Annotated in this window: 22 protein-coding genes and 4 pseudogenes; 19 read left to right on the forward strand and 7 right to left on the reverse strand. The window is 40.5% G+C overall.

Annotated features, from left to right (window positions below):
* The first annotated feature begins 70 nt into the window (after nucleotides 1–70).
* From ACINWC743_RS19160 to ACINWC743_RS19175, 4 genes are all read left to right on the forward strand, one after another.
* Nucleotides 71–346: a metal/formaldehyde-sensitive transcriptional repressor gene (locus ACINWC743_RS19160; protein ID WP_001133624.1), complete on the forward strand. Its 276-nt coding sequence runs from the start codon at nucleotides 71–73 to the stop codon at nucleotides 344–346.
* Between the two features lie 21 nt (nucleotides 347–367).
* A complete protein-coding gene (locus ACINWC743_RS19165) occupies nucleotides 368–1,480 on the forward strand; it encodes an S-(hydroxymethyl)glutathione dehydrogenase/class III alcohol dehydrogenase (RefSeq protein WP_000842149.1) in 1,113 nt (370 codons plus the stop codon).
* A gap of 228 nt (nucleotides 1,481–1,708) precedes the next feature.
* Nucleotides 1,709–2,539: an S-formylglutathione hydrolase gene (fghA, locus tag ACINWC743_RS19170; RefSeq protein WP_000402510.1), complete on the forward strand. Its 831-nt coding sequence runs from the start codon at nucleotides 1,709–1,711 to the stop codon at nucleotides 2,537–2,539.
* Nucleotides 2,540–2,873: 334 nt separating this feature from the next.
* Nucleotides 2,874–3,176 (forward strand): putative quinol monooxygenase, encoded by a 303-nt coding sequence (locus ACINWC743_RS19175; protein ID WP_000920558.1) that lies wholly within the window; start codon nucleotides 2,874–2,876, stop codon nucleotides 3,174–3,176.
* 85 nt (nucleotides 3,177–3,261) lie between these two features.
* Here the strand turns inward: ACINWC743_RS19175 and ACINWC743_RS25325 are convergent.
* Nucleotides 3,262–3,591: pseudogene (locus ACINWC743_RS25325) on the reverse strand (IS3 family transposase); the annotation flags it as partial.
* Nucleotides 3,592–3,775: 184 nt separating this feature from the next.
* On the opposite strand from ACINWC743_RS25325, the gene ACINWC743_RS19180 reads away from it, so the two are divergent.
* From ACINWC743_RS19180 to ACINWC743_RS19190, 3 genes are all read left to right on the forward strand, one after another.
* Complete coding sequence (locus ACINWC743_RS19180; protein WP_000931663.1) at nucleotides 3,776–4,933, forward strand: iron-containing alcohol dehydrogenase; 1,158 nt, start codon at nucleotides 3,776–3,778, stop codon at nucleotides 4,931–4,933.
* Nucleotides 4,934–5,018: 85 nt separating this feature from the next.
* On the forward strand, nucleotides 5,019–5,696 hold the full coding sequence (locus ACINWC743_RS19185; RefSeq protein WP_000697979.1) for a type 1 glutamine amidotransferase domain-containing protein: 678 nt from the start codon (nucleotides 5,019–5,021) through the stop codon (nucleotides 5,694–5,696).
* Nucleotides 5,697–5,899: 203 nt separating this feature from the next.
* On the forward strand, nucleotides 5,900–7,027 hold the full coding sequence (locus tag ACINWC743_RS19190) for an alkene reductase (RefSeq protein WP_000655283.1): 1,128 nt from the start codon (nucleotides 5,900–5,902) through the stop codon (nucleotides 7,025–7,027).
* An 83-nt stretch (nucleotides 7,028–7,110) separates the two neighbouring features.
* Here ACINWC743_RS19190 and ACINWC743_RS19195 read toward each other — a convergent pair whose 3' ends face one another.
* The gene (locus ACINWC743_RS19195; protein ID WP_001088959.1) at nucleotides 7,111–7,341 is read right to left on the reverse strand and encodes a hypothetical protein; all 231 of its coding nucleotides are present in this window, start codon (nucleotides 7,339–7,341) and stop codon (nucleotides 7,111–7,113) included.
* 107 nt (nucleotides 7,342–7,448) lie between these two features.
* Complete coding sequence (locus tag ACINWC743_RS19200; RefSeq protein WP_000805351.1) at nucleotides 7,449–8,054, reverse strand: TetR/AcrR family transcriptional regulator; 606 nt, start codon at nucleotides 8,052–8,054, stop codon at nucleotides 7,449–7,451.
* A gap of 145 nt (nucleotides 8,055–8,199) precedes the next feature.
* On the opposite strand from ACINWC743_RS19200, the gene ACINWC743_RS19205 reads away from it, so the two are divergent.
* Both ACINWC743_RS19205 and ACINWC743_RS19210 read left to right on the forward strand, forming a co-directional pair.
* Nucleotides 8,200–9,219, forward strand: a complete 1,020-nt coding sequence (locus ACINWC743_RS19205) for an NADP-dependent oxidoreductase (RefSeq protein WP_000859510.1) — start codon at nucleotides 8,200–8,202, stop codon at nucleotides 9,217–9,219.
* A 15-nt stretch (nucleotides 9,220–9,234) separates the two neighbouring features.
* Entirely contained in the window at nucleotides 9,235–9,873 is a 639-nt protein-coding gene (locus ACINWC743_RS19210) for a glutathione S-transferase family protein (protein WP_000631290.1), read from the forward strand.
* Nucleotides 9,874–10,287: 414 nt separating this feature from the next.
* On the opposite strand, the gene ACINWC743_RS19215 is transcribed toward ACINWC743_RS19210, so the two are convergent.
* Nucleotides 10,288–10,719: a PPC domain-containing protein gene (locus ACINWC743_RS19215; RefSeq protein ID WP_000684953.1), complete on the reverse strand. Its 432-nt coding sequence runs from the start codon at nucleotides 10,717–10,719 to the stop codon at nucleotides 10,288–10,290.
* Nucleotides 10,720–11,018: 299 nt separating this feature from the next.
* Between ACINWC743_RS19215 and ACINWC743_RS19220 the strand changes: the two genes are divergently transcribed.
* Both ACINWC743_RS19220 and ACINWC743_RS24625 read left to right on the forward strand, forming a co-directional pair.
* Entirely contained in the window at nucleotides 11,019–12,218 is a 1,200-nt protein-coding gene (locus ACINWC743_RS19220; RefSeq protein WP_000059636.1) for a tyrosine-type recombinase/integrase, read from the forward strand.
* 33 nt (nucleotides 12,219–12,251) lie between these two features.
* Nucleotides 12,252–12,473, forward strand: a pseudogene (locus ACINWC743_RS24625) (antitoxin HicB).
* Between the two features lie 276 nt (nucleotides 12,474–12,749).
* Here the strand turns inward: ACINWC743_RS24625 and ACINWC743_RS19225 are convergent.
* Nucleotides 12,750–13,001: a hypothetical protein gene (locus tag ACINWC743_RS19225; protein WP_000937271.1), complete on the reverse strand. Its 252-nt coding sequence runs from the start codon at nucleotides 12,999–13,001 to the stop codon at nucleotides 12,750–12,752.
* A 194-nt stretch (nucleotides 13,002–13,195) separates the two neighbouring features.
* On the opposite strand from ACINWC743_RS19225, the gene ACINWC743_RS19230 reads away from it, so the two are divergent.
* Both ACINWC743_RS19230 and ACINWC743_RS24070 read left to right on the forward strand, forming a co-directional pair.
* The gene (locus ACINWC743_RS19230; protein ID WP_004658364.1) at nucleotides 13,196–13,417 is read left to right on the forward strand and encodes a helix-turn-helix domain-containing protein; all 222 of its coding nucleotides are present in this window, start codon (nucleotides 13,196–13,198) and stop codon (nucleotides 13,415–13,417) included.
* 251 nt (nucleotides 13,418–13,668) lie between these two features.
* Nucleotides 13,669–14,322: pseudogene (locus ACINWC743_RS24070) on the forward strand (IS5 family transposase).
* A 246-nt stretch (nucleotides 14,323–14,568) separates the two neighbouring features.
* Here ACINWC743_RS24070 and cadR read toward each other — a convergent pair.
* A complete protein-coding gene (gene cadR / locus ACINWC743_RS19240; RefSeq protein ID WP_001219642.1) occupies nucleotides 14,569–14,976 on the reverse strand; it encodes a Cd(II)/Pb(II)-responsive transcriptional regulator in 408 nt (135 codons plus the stop codon).
* Nucleotides 14,977–15,071: 95 nt separating this feature from the next.
* Between cadR and ACINWC743_RS19245 the strand changes: the two genes are divergently transcribed.
* The 5 genes and pseudogenes from ACINWC743_RS19245 to ACINWC743_RS25205 all read left to right on the forward strand — a co-directional run.
* A complete protein-coding gene (locus ACINWC743_RS19245; protein WP_009392494.1) occupies nucleotides 15,072–15,968 on the forward strand; it encodes a cation transporter in 897 nt (298 codons plus the stop codon).
* 60 nt (nucleotides 15,969–16,028) lie between these two features.
* Nucleotides 16,029–16,457, forward strand: coding sequence for a signal peptidase II (gene lspA, locus ACINWC743_RS19250; protein WP_227549024.1), 429 nt, complete (start codon nucleotides 16,029–16,031; stop codon nucleotides 16,455–16,457).
* Between the two features lie 27 nt (nucleotides 16,458–16,484).
* Nucleotides 16,485–17,417 (forward strand): IS5 family transposase, encoded by a 933-nt coding sequence (locus ACINWC743_RS19255; protein ID WP_000743262.1) that lies wholly within the window; start codon nucleotides 16,485–16,487, stop codon nucleotides 17,415–17,417.
* Nucleotides 17,418–17,616: 199 nt separating this feature from the next.
* On the forward strand, nucleotides 17,617–17,946 hold the full coding sequence (locus ACINWC743_RS19260; protein ID WP_004827037.1) for a four-helix bundle copper-binding protein: 330 nt from the start codon (nucleotides 17,617–17,619) through the stop codon (nucleotides 17,944–17,946).
* A 346-nt stretch (nucleotides 17,947–18,292) separates the two neighbouring features.
* A pseudogene (locus tag ACINWC743_RS25205) lies at nucleotides 18,293–19,709 on the forward strand (HNH endonuclease); the annotation flags it as partial.
* A 32-nt stretch (nucleotides 19,710–19,741) separates the two neighbouring features.
* Here ACINWC743_RS25205 and ACINWC743_RS19275 read toward each other — a convergent pair.
* Nucleotides 19,742–20,350, reverse strand: coding sequence for a recombinase family protein (locus tag ACINWC743_RS19275; RefSeq protein ID WP_004726718.1), 609 nt, complete (start codon nucleotides 20,348–20,350; stop codon nucleotides 19,742–19,744).
* Nucleotides 20,351–20,444: 94 nt separating this feature from the next.
* On the opposite strand from ACINWC743_RS19275, the gene ACINWC743_RS19280 reads away from it, so the two are divergent.
* Nucleotides 20,445–23,411 (forward strand): Tn3-like element ISAcsp1 family transposase, encoded by a 2,967-nt coding sequence (locus ACINWC743_RS19280; RefSeq protein WP_004726714.1) that lies wholly within the window; start codon nucleotides 20,445–20,447, stop codon nucleotides 23,409–23,411.
* The last annotated feature ends 38 nt before the right edge of the window (nucleotides 23,412–23,449 follow it).

The raw sequence follows: 23,449 nt of genomic DNA on the forward strand, positions 1-23,449 counted from the left end.
ATAAAAAAATATTGTTCTTTTTTATACTATAGGGTACTATAGTATTAACACTAGCAAATAAGGAGGTCTGATGCCTAATCAGGTTGAAGACAAAAAAAAGATTCTTCTACGCGTCAGAAAGATCAAAGGTCAGACGCAAGCGATTGAAAAAGCGTTAGAAGACAATGTGGAATGTGGTGCAATTCTGCAACAAATATGCTCTGTGCGCGGTGCTATTAATGGTTTAATGAATGAAATGTTGGAGGTTCATTTAAAGGACACTTTAGTATCAGGTGAAACCACAGAACAACAACGAAAAGAAGAATTGGCTGAAATCGCCAAGATTTTAAAATCATATTTAAAATAGATCTGTATAAGGAATTATTCCATGAAGTCACGTGCTGCTGTTGCGTTTGGTCCTGGTCAACCTCTTCAAATTGTTGAAGTTGATGTTGCACCACCGAAGAAAGGTGAAGTATTAATCAAGATCTCCCATACCGGTGTGTGTCATACAGACGCATTTACTTTATCTGGCGATGATCCTGAAGGTGTTTTTCCCGCTATTCTCGGGCATGAAGGTGCTGGTGTTGTAGTTGAGGTTGGTGAAGGCGTGACTAGCGTCAAACCAGGTGATCATGTAATTCCACTTTACACTGCTGAATGTGGCGAGTGCGTATTCTGTAAATCTGGAAAATCGAACTTGTGTATTTCCGTTCGCGAAACTCAAGGTAGAGGCGTAATGCCAGATGGTACCACTCGTTTTTCCTACAACGGTCAACCGATTTACCACTATATGGGCTGCTCAACGTTCAGTGAATACACTGTAGTGGCAGAAGTATCATTGGCTAAAATCAATCCTGAAGCCAATCACGAACATGTCTGCTTACTGGGTTGTGGGGTAACAACGGGTATCGGTGCAGTACATAACACGGCTAAAGTACAAGAAGGTGATAGTGTTGCGGTCTTTGGTTTAGGTGGTATTGGTTTGGCAGTCGTACAAGCCGCACGTCAAGCTAAAGCAGGGCGTATTATTGTGGTTGACATGAATCCAGATAAATTTGCGCTGGCAAAAGAGTTTGGTGCAACGGACTTCTTGAACCCTAAAGATTACGATAAACCAATCCAGCAAGTAATTGTCGAAATGACTGGCTGGGGTGTAGATCATTCATTTGAATGTATTGGTAACGTGAATGTGATGCGTGCAGCCCTTGAAAGTGCACACCGTGGCTGGGGACAATCCGTAATTATTGGTGTAGCTGGCGCAGGTCAGGAAATCTCTACCCGTCCATTCCAACTGGTTACTGGTCGTAAATGGCTAGGTTCTGCCTTTGGTGGTGTAAAAGGTCGTACGCAACTTCCAGGAATGGTTGAAGATGCCATGAAAGGTAAAATTCAATTAGAACCATTTGTGACACATACGATGGGCTTGGATCAGATCAATGAAGCCTTTGATCTAATGCATGAAGGTAAGTCAATTCGTACTGTAATTCATTACGAATAATTGCGTCAGACCTTATACTTTTCCATGCATGTGCATCATGAATGACATGCATGGAATCCTCTAAAACGGCACATCATCTGTAAAACAGATCTATCTGTGTAGGCATCGTGTATAGGTTCAATAAACCTGCCTACATTTTAAATCTTTATCACTATTCTCTGTGGAGAATGTAAGACTCTTTGTTTACTTGATTTCTCATGAAGTCTTGCTCAACATAGGTAATTGATTATGGAAATAATTGAGAAGCATGCTTCTTTTGGTGGATCGCAAGAAGTGTATCGCCATCAGTCAATAGCATTAAACTGTTCAATGAAATTCTCAATATATCTGCCACCTCATGACAAAGATGAGCGGTTGCCAGTGTTATATTGGTTATCAGGATTGACTTGCAACGAACAGAACTTTATTACTAAAGCCGGAGCACAAAAGTATGCGGCTGAACATAAAGTCATTATTGTTGCACCAGATACCAGCCCACGTGGAGAGGATGTACCAGATCATGCAGATTATGATTTAGGCCAAGGCGCAGGATTCTATGTGAATGCAACACAAGCACCCTGGTCGCAGCATTTCAAAATGTATGATTATATTGTGGAAGAGCTCAGAAATCTGATTGACCTGAATTTTCCGACCAATCAAGTCCAAAGTATTATGGGTCATAGCATGGGTGGTCATGGTGCATTAGTAATTGGATTAAAAAATCCTGAGCTGTATAAAAGTATTTCTGCTTTTGCACCAATTGTTGCACCTAGCCAAGTACCTTGGGGGAAAAAGGCTTTTACACACTACCTAGGTGAAACCGAAACTTTATGGAAAAGCTATGATGCGATTGAATTAATCAAAAACGCTGAAGTTCATTTACCTATTTTAGTCGATCAAGGAACAGCTGATGATTTTCTTGAAGAACAGTTAAGGCCTAAGCTTCTTAGTGATATTTGTTTGGAACAAGAATATCCTCTTACACTTAACCTAAGAGAAGGGTATGACCATAGCTATTACTTCATTGCGAGCTTTATAGAGAAACATATAGAGTTTCACAGCAAATTCCTAGCTAAATAACTTTCATAGATATGAGGATGTACAATATTGTTCTTGAATGCTTCTTGAGCAATATAATTTCCAGATGAAGAGGTCAGCTTATAAAGCTAAGGTAGAGTCAATTGATCCTTATATAAATAAGATTGAATTTAATCATCTCATATCTTGATTTTTTGATTCAAATGTTAATGATATTAACTTGAATAAATTCATAGCATTATGTCGAAATAAAAACCTAAATTTTGGCTCAGCTATGGGAATTTTTTCTAACTTTTATACAACAAAACTTTCTGACATGCATACATTAGCAATGTCAGAATCAGTTTGAATTCTAATCAATTATGGAGTTTTAGTCATGCTTAAAACAGCTTTATATGTCCGTCTTGAAGCTAAACCGGGTAAAGAAGACGAAGTGGAAGCTTTTCTTAAAGCCGGTTTACCTATTGTAATGGAAGAACCTGCGACAGTTGCGTGGTTTGGCCTACGTCTTGGACCTACAACATTTGGTATTTTTGATGCATTTCCTGATGAGGCGGGTCGCCAAGCGCATTTATCTGGCAAGGTTGCAGCTGCGTTGATGGCTCAGGCCGAAGAGCTATTTTCAGAGCCACCGTCTATTGAAAAAGTAGATGTTTTGGCGAGTAAACTACCAGCTTAAACCGATGCTTAAATGTATGAGGGTGCTGTCTGAAATTTTGAATGTAAGGCAGCACTTCAACCCTATGATGTTTGTCAGAGGCTTTCTATTCAAGTTGGGCTACTTTATTTAATGGCTTAATCTCATCATTTACAAGGGTCAATATCCAAAACAGGGTAAATAAACAAATGCAACTATTTACACGCTTTATATTGAACCAATCTATCTAATTTACTGTCGCATTTGTACATCTGCTAAACCGTGCCAATCTGCTTTTAAAATATTTAATCATTGCTATTTTGTATGAGCCATTCACTGCTTTAGCCAATGCGTTCACGACCATGTCAGTAGTCATGCGTGTTGATACCTTCCATTCAACAATCGCTCGTGAAAATACATCAATAATAAAAGTGGTATAGAACAAGCCTGAATGTGTTTAACCATCACTAAGGTCGGCAAGCTGAAATAATTTTTATAAAAATAGACGACTGGTCTATTTTTGTGTATAGTTAGCACATAGTGCAGTCAAAAGCCGCAGTGTTGTCCAATTTTTTTAAAGTTTATTTGATGAATAACGGTGGTTTTTCAAATCAATTAGCTGATCATCCTAGGATAAAAATATGTTGAATTTTAACTTTTATAATCCGACTCGCATTATTTTTGGTGGCGATACAATAGCTAAAATCAATGACTATGTGCCTACAGAAGCAAAAGTATTAATGTTGTTTGGTGGTGAAAGTGCACGTAAGAATGGTACTTTAGCTGAGGTGCGTGAAGCATTAGGTGCAAGAGAAATTCATGAATTTGGCGGAATTGAGCCGAATCCGAGTTATGAAACCCTCATGAAAGCTGTAGAGCTGATTCGAGAACAAAAGATAGATTTCTTGATGGCTGTCGGTGGCGGATCGGTAATTGATGGTACTAAATTTATTGCAGCAGCAGTCAATTATACAGGGGATACATGGGAGATTTTAGAAACCCATGGTACTAAAATTACTCAAGCTTTGCCTTTTGCGAGTGTACTCACCCTTCCGGCAACTGGTTCAGAAATGAATAGCGGTGGGGTAGTAACCAGAAAATCGACCCAAGCCAAATTGTCATTTAACAGCCCCTATGTTTTTCCGCAATTTTCCGTACTGGATCCGAATAAAACTTTTAGCTTGCCGACGCGCCAATTAGCAAATGGCGTGGTCGATGCATTTGTTCATGTCATGGAACAGTACTTAACTTACCCTGTCAATGCACAAGTACAAGATCGTTTTGCCGAAGGTCTATTGCAAACTCTGATTGAGATTGGACCGAAAATCTTGGAAGATTCAGCAGATTATGACACGCGTGCGAATTTGATGTGGGCTGCTAGCATGGCACTGAATGGGCTAATTGGAGCTGGTGTACCACAAGATTGGTCAACTCATTTGATTGGGCATGAGCTCACGGCTTTACATGGTATTGATCATGCTCGTACCTTGGCCATTGTGTTGCCGGCCAATCTACAAGTGCGTCGTCAAGAGAAGCGAGAAAAATTACTACAGTATGCAGCTCGAGTCTGGCAGATTGTCGAAGGTGATGAAGAACAACGTATTGATACTGCTATTGCTCGTACTCGAGCCTTCTTTGAGCAACTTGGATTGCCGACTCGTCTTAGCGATTATGGACTGGGGGAGACAGATATTGAGATCATCATTACGCAACTTAAATCACACAATCTTACACAGCTAGGCGAACATAAAACTGTTTCATTAGAGATCAGTCGCCAAATTCTCGAGACGAGTATCTAAATAAGCGTATCTGTCATGGTCACGTTACACGACAAGTGATCATGCAACAATGCTCCTCAATCCTGAAAAATATCGGAGAAATAACATGAAAATTTTAATCGTTTTAACCTCACATGATCAACTTGGCAATACTGGTAAGAAAACAGGTTTCTGGCTAGAAGAACTTGCTGCACCGTATTACACCTTTATTGACTCTGGTGCTGAAGTTACGCTGGCGTCGCCTCAAGGTGGGCAGCCACCACTAGATCCGAAAAGTAATTTGGCCGATGCGCAAACTGAAACCACTCATCGTTTTGAAGCTGATCCAACTGCAATGCAAGCATTGGCACAGACGCATAAACTTAGCGAAATTTCTGTAGCTGATTATGATGCAGTGTTTTATCCAGGCGGGCATGGCCCATTGTGGGATTTAGCAGAAGATCCGATTTCAATTTCTGTGATTGAACAGGCGATTCAGTCTGGCAAACCTGTTGCAGCAGTGTGTCATGCCCCGGGTGTTTTTCGACATGTGAAAGCGAGTAATGGAGCGCCTTTAGTTAGCGGTAAATTAGTGACTGGTTTCACCAATACTGAGGAGGCCGCTGTAGGTTTGACTGAAATTGTACCATTTTTAGTCGAAGACATGCTTAAAGAAAACGGTGGTCATTATTCTAAAGTGGATGATTGGCAAGTATATGTTCAAGTAGATGGCTTGCTGGTTACTGGACAAAATCCAGCATCTTCTGCTGCAACCGCTACAGCATTACTTCAATTGTTGAAATAAAGAGTAGCTAGTCTCTGTTGTGGTGCTTAGCAGTGAATAAACTTCTGACTCTGAGCAACTGGCGCAATAAGCAAAATAACCCTCACTTAATGGTGAAGGGCCTGAGTGAATAGCTTTCCTTCCTTTATTTTTCTATATACAGGAAGGAAGGTTATTTTTTTTAATTTAGATCAATTAAGCCATGATGACTTGGATTCAATGAAATGAAAGACAGCAAACTTTTTCAAAACTTAAGCTTAGGCCCTTATGTTTTGCAAAACCGTATTGTATTGCCACCATTAACGCGGTCGCGTAGTACTCAGCCAGGGAATATTCCAAATGAACTGATGGCAACCTATTATCAACAGCGTGCCGGGGCAGGATTTATGGTGACCGAAGGTACGCAAATCGAGCCACGTGGTCAAGGCTATGCTTGGACTCCCGGTATTTACAGCCCTGAACAGATTGCTGGATGGCGTAAAGTGACGGAAGCAGTGCATGCTAAAGGAGGCATTATTTTTGCACAACTTTGGCATGTTGGGCGTGTTTCACATACATCTTTGCAACCCGATCACGCATCACCGGTCGCGCCCTCGGCTATTAGGGCTGATAGTAATGTTAAAGTCTTTATTGAAACCGGGCCCAATGCAGGGGCCTTGGCTGATCCTTCAATGCCACGTGCTTTAAGCAATGCAGAAGTTAAAGAATTAGTGCAACTCTATGCTCAAGCAGCGCGTAATGCATTGGCTGCTGGTTTTGATGGGGTTGAAATTCATTGTGCAAATGGTTATTTGGTAAATCAATTTATCTCTGCACATAGTAACCACCGTGAAGATGAATATGGTGGATCACTAAACAATCGTTTGCGTTTTTTACGTGAAGTAGTACAGGCAGTTGCTGAGGTGGTTGGTGCAGATCGTTTAGGAGTGCGTTTTGCCCCGCTATTTGAAAGTACAGAGGAAGATCGTGTTTATATGGGGTTGGTTGAAGATGATCCACATGTGACTTATATTGAAGCCATAAAAATACTTGAAGAAGTTGGGATTGCCTATTTATCGATTGCAGAAGCTGATTGGGATCATGCACCAGAACTTCCTCATAATTTTCGTAAAGATGTCAGAGACACTTTCAGTGGTCGGATTATTTATGCAGGTCGATATACGGCAGAAAGAGGGACTCGAATTTTAAAGGCAGGGCTGGCCGATTTAATTGCATTTGGACGCCCATTTATTGCGAATCCAGATTTACCCGATCGCATCGCCAATGGCTGGCCATTGAATGCAGTAGATGCAAGCACTATGTATGGTGGGACGGAAAAAGGCTATATTGATTATCCAGCTTACGCAGATTAATATTGACTAAGTGAGTTATTTTGCCAACCTTTGTGGTTGGCAAAATAAGGACTTAGGATTGCTGTTGCCAGCATAAATTCTTATTAAAACAAATTCTTAAAAATTTTTAGCTGTGTAATGAGCCAACCTGCCAGTGGGAAAGAAATCAGTTGCGTTACTGGCACTAATACTATGACTTCAATCAACACCATCATCGGGAAACTTTGATGCTGAGTAATTGGCTTTAATAAAGTGAGTACCAGTAATAGTGTGGGATATAAGCCTAAATATCCGACTAAAATACGAGTCATGAGGGCTTTAGGAGAAGAATTCATTGTGCGCTATACTCATGGATTGTAAATTAATCTAATAGCAACACATTAATAACTAATCATTGGGCTGCTGTCATTAATTATGTAATTGATATTTAATCTAAATTTTATCAATCTTCACTTTTTAATAGAAATTTAGTTGCTCTCAGAGCTTGATGTAATGGTGTTTTATCTTTTTGCAACTTACTCAGTAATGCTGCACCTAACCACATTTGGTAAAGTACTTGTGCCAACGTCGAGGCCTCAGTATTTGCTTGAATAGACTGATCCTGTTTTCCCAAATCAATTAAACCAGCAATACGTTGGATTACATCATCCACGCCAGCGGACATAATGGAACGCATATCTTCAGATAGATCGGCAACTTCTGCGGCAAGTTTCACAATTAAACAGCTATTCGCCCAACCACAGTGTGTTTCAGGATCTTCTATCCATAAATTAAAATACTCAATCAGCTTTTGATAAGGGGATTTATCGCTACGCCATACATCATTTAAACGGACTTGGTAATTATCCACATAATGCTGTACCAATTCACATCCGAAAGCTTCCTTGGATTGGAAATAATGATAAAACGAGCCTTTGGGGATCTCACAGCTCTGTAAAATTTCCTGTAATCCTACGCCAGTAAAACCTTTATGCAAAATCAGGTCTGAACTGGTGTTAAGAATGTGTAAGCGCTTCGCTTCAGACTTTTTAATAGGAGTAGGCTTCATATTAATTATTTACTCTATTGTAAAAAAAATAGACCAGTCGTATTGTTTTTTATTATAACTCATCTACAATGGATGTAAAGAAATTTTAATCATAATTTTTGATTATGAAGAGAAATACTTTTAAATAAAACATGGAGTTATATGTGTGAAAACAGTTATTAATCAACGCATCGTTTTAGCTAAACGGCCAGTGGGTGAGCCAAAACACAGCGATTTTCGTATTGAGCAAGTTGAGCTCAATGAACTTAAACAAGGCGAGATATTGTTAAAAACCATTTACTTGTCACTCGATCCTTATATGCGTGGTCGCATGAGTGATGCTCCCTCATATGCAGCACCGGTTGAAATTGGCGAAGTGATGGTCGGTGGAACAGTCAGTCAAGTGATGGCCTCTAAAAACCCAAAATTCAAAGAAGGCGAGTGGGTTCTTTCTGGAAATGGTTGGCAGGGCTACGCAATTTCTGATGGGACTGCATGTCAAAGCTTAGGTATGCAACCCGAACATCCATCTTGGGCATTGGGTATTTTGGGGATGCCTGGCTTTACTGCTTATATGGGGTTGTTGGACATTGGTCAGCCTAAAGCCGGTGAAACTTTAGTCGTTGCAGCTGCAACGGGACCTGTTGGTGCTACAGTTGGACAAATTGGCAAACTTAAAGGTTGTCGCGTGGTTGGCGTCGCAGGTGGGGCTGAAAAATGCCATTATGCAGTACAAGAACTCGGCTTCGATGCTTGTATCAATTATCATGATGAAAATTTTGCAGAACAATTACAACAAGCAGTTCCCAACGGTATTGATATTTATTATGAGAATGTAGGGGGTAAAGTGTTTGATGCGGTATGGCCATTGCTTAACTCTGCGGCACGTGTACCGGTGTGTGGTGTGGTTTCGCAGTATAACGCTACCGAGCAAGCACAAGGGCCAGACCGTTTACCTGGCTTTATTTCCACTCTTTTAAGAAAGCGTATTCGCATGCAAGGCTTTATTATTTTTGATGATTATGGCAATCAGTATCCGGAATTCAATCAGCAAATGTCTGAATGGTTGAAAGACAGAAAAATCAAATATAAAGAGCATATGGTGCAAGGTTTAGATAACACGATCAATGCTTTCAATGGTATGTTAAAAGGCAAAAACTTTGGCAAAGTGGTTGTAAAAATTTAAAAAAATAGGAATATTATGATTACACTACATCATTTAGATCAATCACGTTCTTTTCGCATTTTGTGGTTACTTGAAGAAATCAAGCAGCCCTATGAGCTGAAAAGCTATTATCGTGACTCAAGCACGCATTTGGCCCCTGAATCTTTAAAAAACATCCATCCTTTAGGGAAATCTCCAGTATTGGAATGGGATGGCAAAGTTATTGCAGAGTCAGGCGCAATCGTTGAGTTATTAATTCAGAAACTTGCGCCGCATTTAGCACCAGATATGGATGAACCTACCTATGTCGATTATCTACAGTGGATTCATTTCTCAGAAAGCTCTGCCATGCTGCCATTTTTATTAAAAACGTTTAATGCGATTGAAACCAAGCAGGGTACGAAGTTGGTATTTCTAGAAAATTATACTCAAGTTGAGTTCGATAAAGTATTCGGCCATTTAAATGAATATTTAAAAGATAAAGAATTTCTAGTGGCAGACCGTTTAACCGGTGCTGACTTTATGATGGGCTTTGGACTACATGCTTTAGTTTATCATATGGGACAAGGTGAAAATTATCCCCATATCCAACGTTATGTAGCAGGTTTAAGCCAACTACCTAGCTGGCAAGCCGCAGTACAAATTGAACAAAATGGTGTGAAAAGTCAAAAATAGCAAGATTGATTTTTTAAAGGCAATTTAGAAAAAGAATCGTGATTGTCAAGTACATCTAGTTATAAAATAAGCTGACACTTATTTAAATTAAACGCCTAATGAATTTCATCGGGCGTTCTCTATTTTAAAGATAAGGAATTACCATTATTTAAGACAAGTTTCGCCTATTCTTCCCATCAAATTCCTATCAAAAGAGTTTGAATATCACGACGGTTACGTTGAAAGATATAATCAACTTCTGAAAGAAAGAAACGTGACTAACGCACAGCAAGATTAAATTATTCCTCGGGGTATTAAACAAGTAAACTACATCATTTTACTAACATAAACGCATATACGTAAAAATCACGCCCCGTTTAACTGGCAATAGTTTTTGAACCCTTGTATAAAAGTTTAAACGAATCTAGCAAGTCTTTATTTAATGTTAATACTCATCCAGTATTGAGGTTTTTTATCTTTTCTTGCCTGTGATCTAGGTTGTAATACTCTAATTTCATACTCACCTGAAGCAGGTAAAATATAAATACCATTATCATCAAGCTTTGGAGAATATTCTCCAAGATTGATGGAGTCTTTTAATTGATTACCCCATAAGTAAGTTTCAACATTTCCTCCAGTCAACCTCACTTTTAACTTTTGCCCTTTTTTAGCATAAAATTTGTAGGAATCATACTTGTATCCATCTATCCTTCCGTAATAATTTGCAGAGTAAGCTTTTTTAGCAAACTTAACTACAACAGTCTTTCGTATATCATTGTTATCATTTGCAAGTGCGGCAGGGCTAAGCATAGTTAAAGTTAGGGTCATAAAAGCACCAGCTAGTAATTTCGTATTCGCTATTTTCATAAGGTTACCTTAATTCTTGTATCGCCCCTGACATAGTAACATAAGTAATAAGTAACCATGAATCATGGAACAGAACTGTGAATAGTCATAACATAGAGTTGCACTTCAAATGTTAATTTAAGACTTGCGAAATCAATGGTTAATTAATTGGTCACTAAGGAATAGCCAATCTATATATAAACTTTATTTAACAAATACTTATAAAAATATATGATGCGTATCATACGCATCATATATAAAGCGTTCTATTTTGATATAATTGATCCAATCAACCCCTTATTAGGTTTCATTTAAATTCCATGAGTCTTACTGATATTAAAGTTCGCCAAGCTCATTGCAAGGAAAAAACCTGTTTTTTATCCGATGAAGATGGGCTTAGCCTGAAGATTGAGCCGAGTGGAAGAAAATCTTGGTGCTATCGCTATACAGATCCACAAACTAAAAAACGTCGACGCATTCAGTTAGGTCTTTATCCTGATTTATCGCTGAAAAAGGCACGACAAGTCAGAGATGACTTTAAAGACAATAATTTCTGTTTTGAACATGATACTGCCTCTAATCTTATCACCTTTGGTAAGGTCGGGGAGGAGTGGTTACAGTTCAAACTGAAGAATGCCTTCAACGATCTACCCCGCTGTGGTGTACTACAGTTAGCAGAAAGATGCTTACAGCAAGATATTTATCCAGACCTTCAGGATTTACCTTTTCAAAACATCAAGCGCTATGACCTGGTTTCAGTAATCAAAAAAATAGAGGGACGCCAAGTAAAAGAACCTGTCAAAAAAGCTTGTAGTTATTTGAACCAAATTTATGACTACGCTGTAGCGATGGGTTATTGTGAGTTCAACATCGCTCATGGTTTAAATAAAATCACCATTAACAGCAAAATCAAGAAAAATTATCCGTATTTGAAAGCGGAGGAAATATCTGATTTTAAGAATAAATTACAAAAATTGGATGCCCATCCCATTATTAAAAAAGCACTGATGTTCAAATTACATACTGGCGTGAGAGGGGCCGAATTGTTATTGGCTGAGCCTCATCATTTTGATTTAAATGAAAAAATCTGGAAAATACCTGCCTTGCATATTAAACAGTTTCGACGAAAAGTCATATTAGGCCATGAGATTCCAGATTTTTTAGTTCCACTTTCAAATCAGGCTTTAGAGATTTTGAAAGACGTCATGCAGTGGTCATACGGTGAAAAATACCTTTTTGCTAGCCCTCGCAAACACAATCAACCGATTCATTTTAATACTCTAAATATGGCCATACGTAAGATGGGGTATGGCAAACATCAACTATCTTCTCATGGATTACGTTCTACTTTTAGTACCATTTTGAATGACTCAGGTTTGTTCCAAGATAATTGGATTGAGGCACAACTTTCACATATTGATAAGAACCGTACCCGTGCCAGCTATAATCACGCTGACTATTTAGCTCAACGGACTGAAATGATGCAGTGGTGGGGTGATTATTTAAGTACTAGTAAGTGAAAATCGTACTTTTATACATAAACTTAAAACATGATGGGGTGTCAAATGGATAGTAAACAATATACTTACCGTGTTAAATGGTCAGCTGAAGATAATGGGTATGTTGGGTTGTGTGCTGAGTTTCCATCATTGTCTTAGCATGATGCGGATCAGTCTAAAGCATTCTCAGGAATAGAGGAGCTCGTTGCTGATGTTGTCGCTGATATGATTAGCAATAATGAAAAAGTTCCTACACCACTCTCCGGAAAAATATAGTAGGCAATTTATTGTCCTTGTTCTCAGTGGTTCAACAAAAACTAGCCCTCGAAGCTGCAGAACGTAGTGTGGGCATGAATCGTTTAGTATCAGTAAAAAGAGCTATGTAATTTTAGTCTTTACTAAGGTCTAGTAGGAGTGAGTGATAAAGCAGGAACAAGAATTTATGCTTCATATACTCTGTAAATCGTATGAATTTGAATTAATAGGTATTTTAAAAGAAAGTTTTCTTTGATTTAGTGTTTTTATATAAAAAAAATAATTTTTAAAAATAACTTAGGCTAATTGATAAACACTATCTGGAAAGATTAAAAGAAAATATTTTTTAATTTCTGCTAATTCATTTAAGGCAGGTTCTCTTTCTAGCAGTTGAAATGTCCAAATAAGTACAGCCTGATGATTATCATAGCAAGTATTTACTCCAAGAAAATTAGCCAATCCATAACTTCTATTGATGTTCATTTCTTTAATTAATTGATTTCCTAAGTCACGAGCTTGCTGGCTGATTAATAACTCATTTGGTAACACGGCGGTCATCTCCACAAAAAAATCTAATGCAGGTTCAATCCTTATATTTAAAAAGTTATAATTTAATTGAAATGGATAAAATATACTTTCTATAAGTTGTAATAACCTGCTGTAGGTTAATTTTAGCAAAGTATTACTCAGGCAACAACTTCAAATAACCCACAGCAAGTTATTTTTTGTAAATTAATTTAAATATGATTACTTGTAAGTTATCTAGCCTCATGGGCGATAGAAAAATTTTAAAATTAAGTGAAGTGGTGCATGCAACAGGTATCAATCGCAACACGCTCACAAGTATGTATTATGACCGTGCTGTACGTATTGAATTACCAGTCGCCGATAAGTTGTGTAAGTACTTTAACTGTACGATGAATGATTTGTTTGAGTTTAAGGAAGAAGTTGAAGAAAAAGATTAACTTAATACTTCGTTTGATAAGTTTTTCGAAGAAAAAGACTAGCCAATACTTAGTTTGATAAGTTTTTCTCTGCAGATCTAATATTGAATTTTATAAAATATCATTACAAACAGATACTAATTTCATTACTTCTAAAATGAAATCAATCGAATGGTAGAGTTTTTTTGCTATTTGCATTTTAAGGTGGGATTTTGAGGCCTTGTTGCGCAAACCTACCGATAAGGTCTTATACAGCAATAGCCTACACCTAAATTTATCGTACACCGAATTGGTCATCCTACAATCATGCTTTGATCAATCATGGTAATTTTACAATTTGGTTTGATACTAAGATTCAATGATATTCGCAGTCACAAGGAAAACATGGTCGAAATCAAACTTATTCTGACATAGCCATTCAGTGCTATCTCATGATTAAATCCTTATTTCGTCTTTCTGTATGCATGGTGACTGGCTTTGTCCAAAGCTTGATTAAACTTTGCGGATTAGATTGGACAGCTCTGGATTATTCAACCATTCGCAGAAGACAAAAGCATATTGATATTCAAATTAGCTATGAAAAGAGTTGCAATGGACTGCATCTACTCGTTGATTCCACGGATTTGAAGTTCTTAGGTGAAGGTGAATGGAAACGTAAAAAGCATTAGCCGAAATATCGTCGCCAATGGCGTAAACTTCATATTGGTATAGATACTAAAACCCTGCTAGGTAGAACACTATGGAAAAAATGGTCAGGCTATCATCGCCGAAGTTTGGTCGAAACAAAGATGCACTGCATCAAATTATTAGGCGATAAATTAATGGCAAGAAGCTTTCCTAGTCAGATGAGTGAAATTCATGCTCGCGTAGCAGTCCTCAACAGATTTATGGAATTAGGCCGACCTAATACCCGAGTTGTAACTTAAATTTGAGTTGCTTAGGAAAACTCAATCTTTAAAGGCTTTATGCAACAAAGAACTTCGAAATTGATTTATGGATTATGAGCACCCTAAGGGCTTATAATTCAAAATATTTTCAATTATGGGGTGGTGAATTTTGGATAAGGTGAAAGCAAAAAAAAATAGGGTAAGCGGATTAAATGGTTGATCTTACCTTTGCATGAGAGTGAGGCAAACCGGCATCTCATCGGATTATCTGGTTGGCACTCCAACCTACTGCTGATGCATGCTTCCCTCGCTAATTCCAGCAAGAACCCCACACGCCTTAACTTCCCGGTCATCGTTGCAACGCGCTCTTAGTGAAACGAGTTGTTTCTCAAGCGCCTGTAGAGCGGTTATCTGCGAGCGCACATGAGAGATGTGATCATCGAGCAAGGCATTGACAGCGGTACAGGACTGATGAGGGTCGTCCTGATAGCGCTTTAGTTCGTGAATTTCTGCCAGTGACAGATCCAGGATGCGGCAGCGACGAATAAAGGCCAGCCGCTCAACGTGTTTCTCGGTATAGACACGGTAACCGTTCTCCTGCCGACCAGGCGGCGGCAACAAGCCCTGCCGTTCGTAGAAGCGGATCGTCTGTGTATCTACCCCTACTGACTGTGCCAACTGACCAATACGCATCGGGTTCCTCCGCAACGGATTCTCTACGCTATTGACATTATAGCTACTATATAGTTTTAAATGAAAACCCGATCACATTCAAGTGGAGTCATATCATGAGTAAAAACTGCGGAGGCCCCTGTGGCGACCATGCAAGGCCTGCGTCGGATACCGATATGCAGGCCTCCTCCGATGCGTCGGGGGAATGGGTCAGTGTTTATGCCGTGCCGAAGATGGACTGTCCATCAGAAGAGCGCATGATTCGCCTGGCCCTGAACGGCGTTGAGGGGATTCGGGCACTGTCCTTCGACTTGTCGAACCGCCGGTTGAAGGTCGTGCATGACGGTGAGGTCGAGCCCGTCACCTCGAAACTGAAGACCTTGGGGCTAGGCGCCTCGCTTCAGGAAACCGTCGCTGCAAATCCGGAGACCATCAAGGCCGCCGAGTTTTCGGCAGCTTCTGCTAAGCAAGAATCCGGGACCCTGCGCTGGTTGCTCGGCATCAATGCACTTCTGTTCGTGGTGGAAATGACTGCCGGTCTGATCGCCCGGTCCACTGGCCTGATTGGAGAATCCCTGGACAATTTTGCCGATGCGGCGGTGTACGGGCTTGCCCTTTATGCGGTTGGACATAGCGTGAAAATGCAGGTACGTGCCGCGCATCTTGCTGGTGTACTGCAACTGATCTTGGCTGTGGGCGTACTCATAGAGGTGGTGAGACGCTTTGTATTCGGTAGTGAGCCTGAATCGCTGGTGATGATGGCTATCGCATTCGTCGCATTGATTGCCAATACCAGTTGTCTGCTGCTCATATCCAAACATCGGGAGGGCGGGGCGCACATGAAGGCAAGCTGGATATTCTCGGCCAACGACGTGGTGATCAACCTGGGGGTCATCACCGCCGGCGCTCTGGTCGCGTGGACCGGGTCCAATTATCCGGATCTGATTATCGGCACCATCGCGGGGGTAATTGTACTTAACGGTGCTAGACGCATTCTGGCGCTCAAGGATTAAGCAATGTCCATTTTTGGCAAACATCTGTCACCGTACGCTCTGTTGTCCATATCGGGCCTGCTGGCAGCGTCTGATCAGGCCATAAAATGGCTGGTGCAACAATCAATGGCATATGGCGAGTCTATTTCAGTGACCTCATTCTTTAACTGGGTACACGTATGGAATACCGGTGCCGCATTCAGTCTTTTTGCGAATGGTGGAGGCTGGCAGCGCTACTTTTTTATCGGAATCGCGGTAGTGGTCTCGATTTTTCTGATCAAGCTGATCCTTGAAAATCGTCATAAAGGAGAAGCCATCGCTTACAGTCTTATCCTCGGTGGCGCCATGGGCAACCTGATTGACCGGGTCTTTCGCGGCTATGTTGTGGATTCCTTTGATTTCTATTGGCGAGACTGGCATTGGCCGGCCTTCAACCTGGCTGATATTGCAATTGTCCTCGGTGCCTTACTTTTAGTTTCCAGCGGCTTTGTTGCACAAACCTATCTGTAAAGGCTTTTTCAGCGATATAATTTTCAAATGAAGAAGCCTACACACAAAATCTACCGCACAACCAATTGGCCCGCATATAACCGAGCACTCATTAATCGCGGAAATATTGCCCTTTGGTTTGATCCTGCTACGCAATGGTATGCTCCATCAAAAGGCAAACAAGGGCGAAATCAAACCTACTCCGACGCAGCCATCCAATGCTGCTTAATGATTAAATCCTTATTCCGTCTATCTTTACGTATGGTCACTGGCTTTGTGCAAAGTCTGATTAAACTTTGCGGATTAAATTGGACCGCACCAGATTACAGTACGCTTTGTAGAAGACAAAAGCATATTGATATTGCAATCAGCTACCAAAAAAGTAGCGATGGGCTGCATCTACTCGTAGACTCTACAGGGATGAAGTTTCTAGGTGAGGGCGAATGGAAACGCAAGAAACATGGAGCTGAATATCGTCGCCAATGGCGTAAACTACATATTGGTATAGATGCCAAAACCCTACAAATACGCGCTATTCAGCTCACAACCAATAATGTCTGTGATTCACAGGTGCTTGGTGATTTACTTAATCAGATTCCACAAGATGAGCAGATTGACTCTGTTTATACCGATGGAGCTTATGACACCAAGCAATGCCGTCAGGTCATTGCAGATCGGCAAGCACATGCGGTGATTCCACCTAGAAAAAATGCGAAACCATGGAAAGATACAAAGAGTAGCTCGCTAGAGCGAAATGAATTACTTCGAACAATTAAACGTTTAGGTAGGACACTATGGAAAAAATGGTCAGGCTATCATCGCCGAAGTTTGGTTGAGACTAAAATGCACTGCATCAAATTATTAAGAGATAAACTCAGTGCAAGGAGCTTTGATAGCCAAGTCAATGAGGTTCATGCACGTGTAGCAGTCCTCAACAGATTTACGGAATTAGGTCGACCACTTACCCAAGTTACGCCTTAAATTTGGCTCAATTAGGGGCGCTTTGCCTTTCAAATCTTTGTGCAACAAAGCCATTTGGAATATAAATAAGATTTAGTTAAAATTAACATTATTCATATAAATTAACATTATGTATTACATTTACTAATAATTTAAAATAATTAGTAGAAAAAAATTATGTTTTAATTATTTCTTTGATTATATAAGTTGAGAGTAAAAAATGATTAATACGGAATTTTCAAAGTGTATTTCTGCATGTACAAACTGTTCACTTATTTGTACTGAATGTGCAACTTCTTGTTTAAAAGAAAAAGATTTAGAGATGATGCGTGAATGTATTCAACGTTGTCTAGAATGTGCAGATATTTGTCAGTTATGTGTGCGTATGCAACAACATAACTCACCTTTCCTCAAAGAGATTTGTGAGCTTTGTGCTAAGATCTGTGAATATTGTGCGGAAGAGTGTGAAAAACATTCACATGATTATTGTAAAAAATGTGCTGAGGCTTGCCGTCAGTGTGCAGAAGAATGTCGAAAAATTGCCATGTAAAATACTTCAATAATGTTAATTATATGGCTCTAGACTAACATAATCATTCTACTAGTCTAGAGCCTTTCCTAAAATTAACATAATACACCTTATACGAAATTCTTATATTTTTTTCTTTATTTTTCAATGGTATAATACAATCTTTAAAGCCCCTTTTCTCCAATCGGGGCTTTTTTATGATTTATTACGTTCTCTAATCCCCCCATTTCTCTTAGGTCTCTTTTGTTAGCGCTGACTGGATATTGACGGTCATTTAATTCACAGCTTTAACCAAATCGAACTATATACATTTTCAAATTTCGTACTTGAGCGAAAGTAGGAAAGTGTTGCCTGGAGAGAATAAGAAATGGGTTCTACACGACTATTGACCAATATTATTCAGCGTAAAGTCATGTTGCCAGAAGAAATGTCACCTTCAATGCAGCGTGACAATTTTGAAGTGACACTGACTGATTTTGAAAAGCATCCAATCATCAAATGTTTATTTAAGGCGGATAACCAGCGTTCTACGGAATGTTGGAGCGTGCAAGAAATTGCAAACTTTATTGAGGATTGCACAGAAGATCAAAACATCAATTTATGCATTTTGTATTGGAAAGATATACACAGCAATATTTACATTATTGATGGAGCACATCGTCTTTCCTGTATCTATGCGTGGATCAATAGATATTTTGCGGATGAGCAAGTCCCTCAAGCACCTAATTTCAATGATCAACAAAAACAAGATATTCGTTACCTCCGCAATTATTTAGGAGATCTTGCTGATTTTCAAAAAATTTGTACTGATGCCGAATTTGCAGAAAAAAAAATCGAAATTAGGCGATATTAAAATCAGTTTCCGGCAGGTACTGGGGACTCCGGAAGATGCGCGACGGGTATTTCAATCTATTAACTCAGATACTAAACGTTTAGATAAATATGAGGAATATCACCTAAGAAATCGCGGTAGTGACGCGTATTATGCGATCTATGCCTGTTGTTATATCAATGACAATAAATCTAACCTAGAAGAGCTCCAATATACACGTTTAAATGAGTTGATTGAGTTAGGGGAGAGGATCCACCAGTTACTTTTTTCGACCATTTTATTAGACAATGAAATGAGTCATGGCAAAAAAATTGGCCTGGTCAATGAGCTGATGAATATCATTGCGGGTGATCAGATTCATAATATTATGAGTCTGAATCAGGGGGAGCGCGTTGAAAACCTAATGTCGCATCTGTTGACCATTCTTTGCAGAATAGCGACGCCTGTAAAAAATGCTGGGGTTCCGAGTTTGGGCTTACATCCATACTTATATTTTTATAAGGATCAGAGTTTTCAGATTACTTCTTTTCTTGCATGGTTTTCAATTGTGTATGAAATTCATGAAAGCCGCATGCAGATTCATCATCGAAAGATTAGTTTCAAGGACTTCACCCGGGTACGCCGTAGTATTGAGTTCTTGATCGCCAATTTCCCCGTGGCGACCACCGAAACGGTCGGCAAGTTCGGCAGTGGTATCAAGGGCTATGATCGGCTACAAATTGTCTATAAAGCCTTTATTTGCTTAAGCTTGGAAATGGAGGTTGATTTTGATGATGAGGAATGCCTGAATACCTTTATTCTGTCCATGTCTAAGGCCTTCAAGTACATAAACTTTAACGAGTTTTATGTCGAAAGATTTTTGGGTGGTTATGATGATGCAGTCGTCAAGCATGTGGTGGGATATGTGGAGTCGATTAGTCCAATTTCTCGGTCAAAGCCCAAGGCCTTTTCGGGGTCGTCTCAGGAAACGGAAAATATAGCACGCTAAGGATTTTCACTCCGACTTCTTTTAACGATATCCAACACGGTATTTTTGCTTAGATTGACCAGCCGACCGACTTGTCGATAAGAGTGTCCAGCAGACACCAACTCCAACACTTTAGGTGCCAGACGATCTGACTTGGTACGTTGACCAGGACGACGACCAAACACAACGCCCCGCGCTTGTGCCGCTGCTACACCAGAGCGCACACGTTCACGTAGTAAATCTCCCTCAAACTCTGCTAATGCAGACATCACAGAAGCCATGAGCTTTCCCTGAGATGTGGAAAGGTCAAACTGCAAACCTGTTTGTGCCACCAGAGATACCCCGAAATGCCCAAGATCTTGTAATGACTGTACGAGATCCACGGTGCTTCTGCCCCAGCGTGTCAATTCCGTCACCAAGATGGCATCGATTTCACGAGATTGCGCCATGGTCATCAAGTATTTTCTTTGCAATCTCTCATCCTTACTGCCTGATGCAGTTTCTTTCCAAACACCGACAACATCGTAGCCGCAACGATTGGCGTAGGCACGTAGGTCATATTCCTGTCGTTCGCAGGACTGATCGTTCGTTGATACTCGGCAATAAATGGCCGCATTCTGTCCCAATTGAACCTCCTTGCGAAATTGCAGCGCAAAGCTAAGCGTGGCGGTACAAAATAATGTACCTTTAATAGTTTAGTTTATTTGGGACTAATGAGCCATGCCGCGCCATTCTATTTTGTCGTCCACGGAATTGGGAAGCCTGTTCGAAATTCCAGATGATAGAGCTTTTATGCTTCAGCATTACACTCTGAGTGATTCTGATAAATCCATAGTCCATCAACATCGAGGGGCATCCAACAAGCTAGGCTTTGCAATTCAACTTTGCTACATGCGTTACCCTGGAGTGATATTGGGTATTAACGACGAACCATTCAAACCCTTACTTTTCATGATGGCTGCTCAACTTAGTATATCAGTGGACTGCTGGAATGATTATGGTCAGCGCGAGCAAACAAGACGAGAACATATTGCCGAATTGAAAAAAGTTTTTGGGTTCAAACTATTCACCTTGAGTGACTATCGGCAATCGGTCAATATGATGGTGGATTTGTCCCTTCAGACAGATAAAGGTCTTATTTTAGCCACAACTCTCGTTGAAAATTTACGACAAAAATCAGTCCTTTTGCCAGCTATAAATGCAATTGATAGTATTTGCGCAGAAGCAATCACATCTGCCAACCGCATAATTTATACTGCTTTGACGAGCTCACTTTCAGAAACTCATCGTCAAAATATAGATGCTTTGCTGAACCGTAAAGAGGGCAGCAAACTGACAATATTGGGGTGGCTTAGACAGTCACCAGCTAAACCAAACTCAAAGTACATGCTTGAGCACATTGAGCGGCTGAAGTGCTTACAAGCCATCGATCTACCTGAAGACATTGGAAAACACGTTCATCAAAATCGCTTACTGAAAATTGCTCGCGAAGGTGGGCAAATGACTCCTGCTGATTTGGCCAGATTTGAATCTCAACGTCGATATGCCACTTTGGTAGCAATCGTTGTGGAGAGTATGGCCACGATCACCGACGAAATTATTGACCTGCATGATCGCATTATTGGAAAGCTATTTGCTATCGCAAAAAATAAACACCAGCAACAATTTCAATCATCAGGTAAAGCGATCAACGACAAAGTGCGTTTGTATGGGCTTATCGGGAAAGCCTTGCTAGATGCCAAGCAAAATGGCAGTGATCCGTTTGCCGCCATCGAAACTGTTATTTCATGGGATGCTTTTGCAGCAAGTATTACTGAGGCAGAAAAACTGGCGCAACCCGAAGACTTTGATTTTTTACCACGAATTGGCGAGAGCTATGCAACTTTACGCCGTTACGCGCCAGAACTTCTTGCCATACTTAAATTGCGTGCTGCCCCAGCAGCAAAAGATATGCTTGCCGCTGTAGAGTTGCTCCGCAGCATGAATGTTGATAATACACGAAAAATCCCCTCTAATGCTCCAATAGCGTTTATCAAAAAACGGTGGGCAAGACTAGTCTTTACCGATGATGGTATTGATCGCCGCTATTACGAAATATGTGTGTTATCTGAACTTAAAAACTCGCTACGGGCTGGGGATCTCTGGGTACAAGGCTCTCGCCAATTCAAAGACTTCGATGAGTATTTAGTGACTGCTGATAAATTTAATCAGCTAAAACAGTCCAATGAGTTACCTCTAACCATTACTACTGATTGTGATCTATATTTGCAAAGTCGCCTTTCACTATTGGAGCAGAAATTAGCAATCATTAATCGCATGGCAGCGACCAACGATTTGCCTGATGCGATGATCAATCAATCTGGTCTAAAAATAACACCTCTCGATGCCGTGGCTCCTGATACAGCCCAAACTTTAATTGACCAAACAGCAATGCTGTTACCACATATCAAGATCACCGAATTATTAATGGAGGTCGATGAATGGACAGGCTTTACTCGACACTTCACTCATTTGAAAACGGATGACACTGCGAAGGATAAAGCGTTATTGCTCACGACCATACTGGCTGATGCAATTAATTTAGGGCTGACGAAAATGGCCGAATCATGTCCTGGTACAACTTATGCCAAACTCTCATGGCTACAGGCTTGGCATATCCGTGATGAAACTTATTCAACGGCATTGGCCGAATTGGTGAATGCTCAATTGAAACAACCTTTCGCTGAAAACTGGGGAGATGGCACTACCTCCTCATCAGATGGCCAACGCTTCCGCGCAGGTGGCAGAGCTGAAAGTACAGGACATATCAATCCAAAATATGGCGCAGAGCCTGGAAGGTTATTTTATACACACATTTCTGATCAATACGCACCATTTAGCAGTAAGCTGATCAATGTGGGCGTTCGTGATTCAACCTATGTTCTTGATGGGCTGCTGTATCACGAGTCTGATTTACGCATCGAGGAACACTACACCGATACGGCTGGATTCACCGACCATGTTTTTGCACTCATGCACATGCTAGGGTTTCGATTTGCACCACGAATTCGTGATCTGGGCGATACGAAACTCTATATTCCAAAGTCAGACATAGACTATGCCGCACTTAAACCCATGATTGGCGGCACACTGAATATCAAACAGATTCGTACTCATTGGGACGATATTTTGCGTCTGGCCGCATCAATCAAGCAAGGGACTGTCACAGCGTCGCTAATGCTACGTAAACTCGGTAGTTATCCACGACAGAATGGTTTGGCATTGGCATTACGAGAGCTGGGGCGTATTGAGCGCACACTGTTTATCTTGGATTGGTTGCAAAGCGTAGAACTACGCCGTCGGGTTCAAGCTGGATTAAATAAAGGTGAAGCCCGTAATGCATTAGCGCGCGCCGTTTTCTTTTATCGATTGGGTGAGATTCGAGATCGAAGCTTTGAGCAACAGCGTTATCGAGCCAGTGGCTTGAATCTAGTGACCGCCGCCATTGTATTGTGGAACACGGTTTATTTAGAGAGAGCGACTAACGCCCTACGAGGGCATGGTCGCACAGTCGATGATACCTTGCTGCAATATCTGTCACCGCTGGGGTGGGAGCACATCAATTTAACTGGGGATTATCTATGGCGAAGCAAAGCCAAGATAGGTGGTGGAAAATTTAGGCCATTGCGCGCAATTGAAAAACCTTAGCGTGCTATATTTTCCGTTTCCTGAGACGACCCCTACAA

Origin of the sequence: Acinetobacter sp. WC-743 (assembly GCF_000335555.1) — a bacterium.
Taxonomy (GTDB): domain Bacteria; phylum Pseudomonadota; class Gammaproteobacteria; order Pseudomonadales; family Moraxellaceae; genus Acinetobacter; species Acinetobacter bereziniae.

Bases quoted from the DNA above. Each gene is read 5' to 3' on its own strand.
- ACINWC743_RS19260 (WP_004827037.1), top strand. From the start codon at position 17,617: ATGATTAATACGGAATTTTCAAAGTGTATTTCTGCATGTACAAACTGT.
- ACINWC743_RS19160 (WP_001133624.1), top strand. From the start codon at position 71: ATGCCTAATCAGGTTGAAGACAAAAAAAAGATTCTTCTACGCGTCAGA.
- cadR (WP_001219642.1), bottom strand. From the start codon at position 14,976: ATGCGTATTGGTCAGTTGGCACAGTCAGTAGGGGTAGATACACAGACG.
- ACINWC743_RS19280 (WP_004726714.1), top strand. From the start codon at position 20,445: ATGCCGCGCCATTCTATTTTGTCGTCCACGGAATTGGGAAGCCTGTTC.
- fghA (WP_000402510.1), top strand. From the start codon at position 1,709: ATGGAAATAATTGAGAAGCATGCTTCTTTTGGTGGATCGCAAGAAGTG.
- ACINWC743_RS19190 (WP_000655283.1), top strand. From the start codon at position 5,900: ATGAAAGACAGCAAACTTTTTCAAAACTTAAGCTTAGGCCCTTATGTT.
- ACINWC743_RS19165 (WP_000842149.1), top strand. From the start codon at position 368: ATGAAGTCACGTGCTGCTGTTGCGTTTGGTCCTGGTCAACCTCTTCAA.
- ACINWC743_RS19175 (WP_000920558.1), top strand. From the start codon at position 2,874: ATGCTTAAAACAGCTTTATATGTCCGTCTTGAAGCTAAACCGGGTAAA.
- ACINWC743_RS19215 (WP_000684953.1), bottom strand. From the start codon at position 10,719: ATGAAAATAGCGAATACGAAATTACTAGCTGGTGCTTTTATGACCCTA.
- ACINWC743_RS19230 (WP_004658364.1), top strand. From the start codon at position 13,196: ATGATTACTTGTAAGTTATCTAGCCTCATGGGCGATAGAAAAATTTTA.
- ACINWC743_RS19220 (WP_000059636.1), top strand. From the start codon at position 11,019: ATGAGTCTTACTGATATTAAAGTTCGCCAAGCTCATTGCAAGGAAAAA.
- ACINWC743_RS19180 (WP_000931663.1), top strand. From the start codon at position 3,776: ATGTTGAATTTTAACTTTTATAATCCGACTCGCATTATTTTTGGTGGC.
- ACINWC743_RS19200 (WP_000805351.1), bottom strand. From the start codon at position 8,054: ATGAAGCCTACTCCTATTAAAAAGTCTGAAGCGAAGCGCTTACACATT.
- ACINWC743_RS19210 (WP_000631290.1), top strand. From the start codon at position 9,235: ATGATTACACTACATCATTTAGATCAATCACGTTCTTTTCGCATTTTG.
- ACINWC743_RS19255 (WP_000743262.1), top strand. From the start codon at position 16,485: ATGAAGAAGCCTACACACAAAATCTACCGCACAACCAATTGGCCCGCA.
- ACINWC743_RS19245 (WP_009392494.1), top strand. From the start codon at position 15,072: ATGAGTAAAAACTGCGGAGGCCCCTGTGGCGACCATGCAAGGCCTGCG.
- ACINWC743_RS19195 (WP_001088959.1), bottom strand. From the start codon at position 7,341: ATGAATTCTTCTCCTAAAGCCCTCATGACTCGTATTTTAGTCGGATAT.
- ACINWC743_RS19185 (WP_000697979.1), top strand. From the start codon at position 5,019: ATGAAAATTTTAATCGTTTTAACCTCACATGATCAACTTGGCAATACT.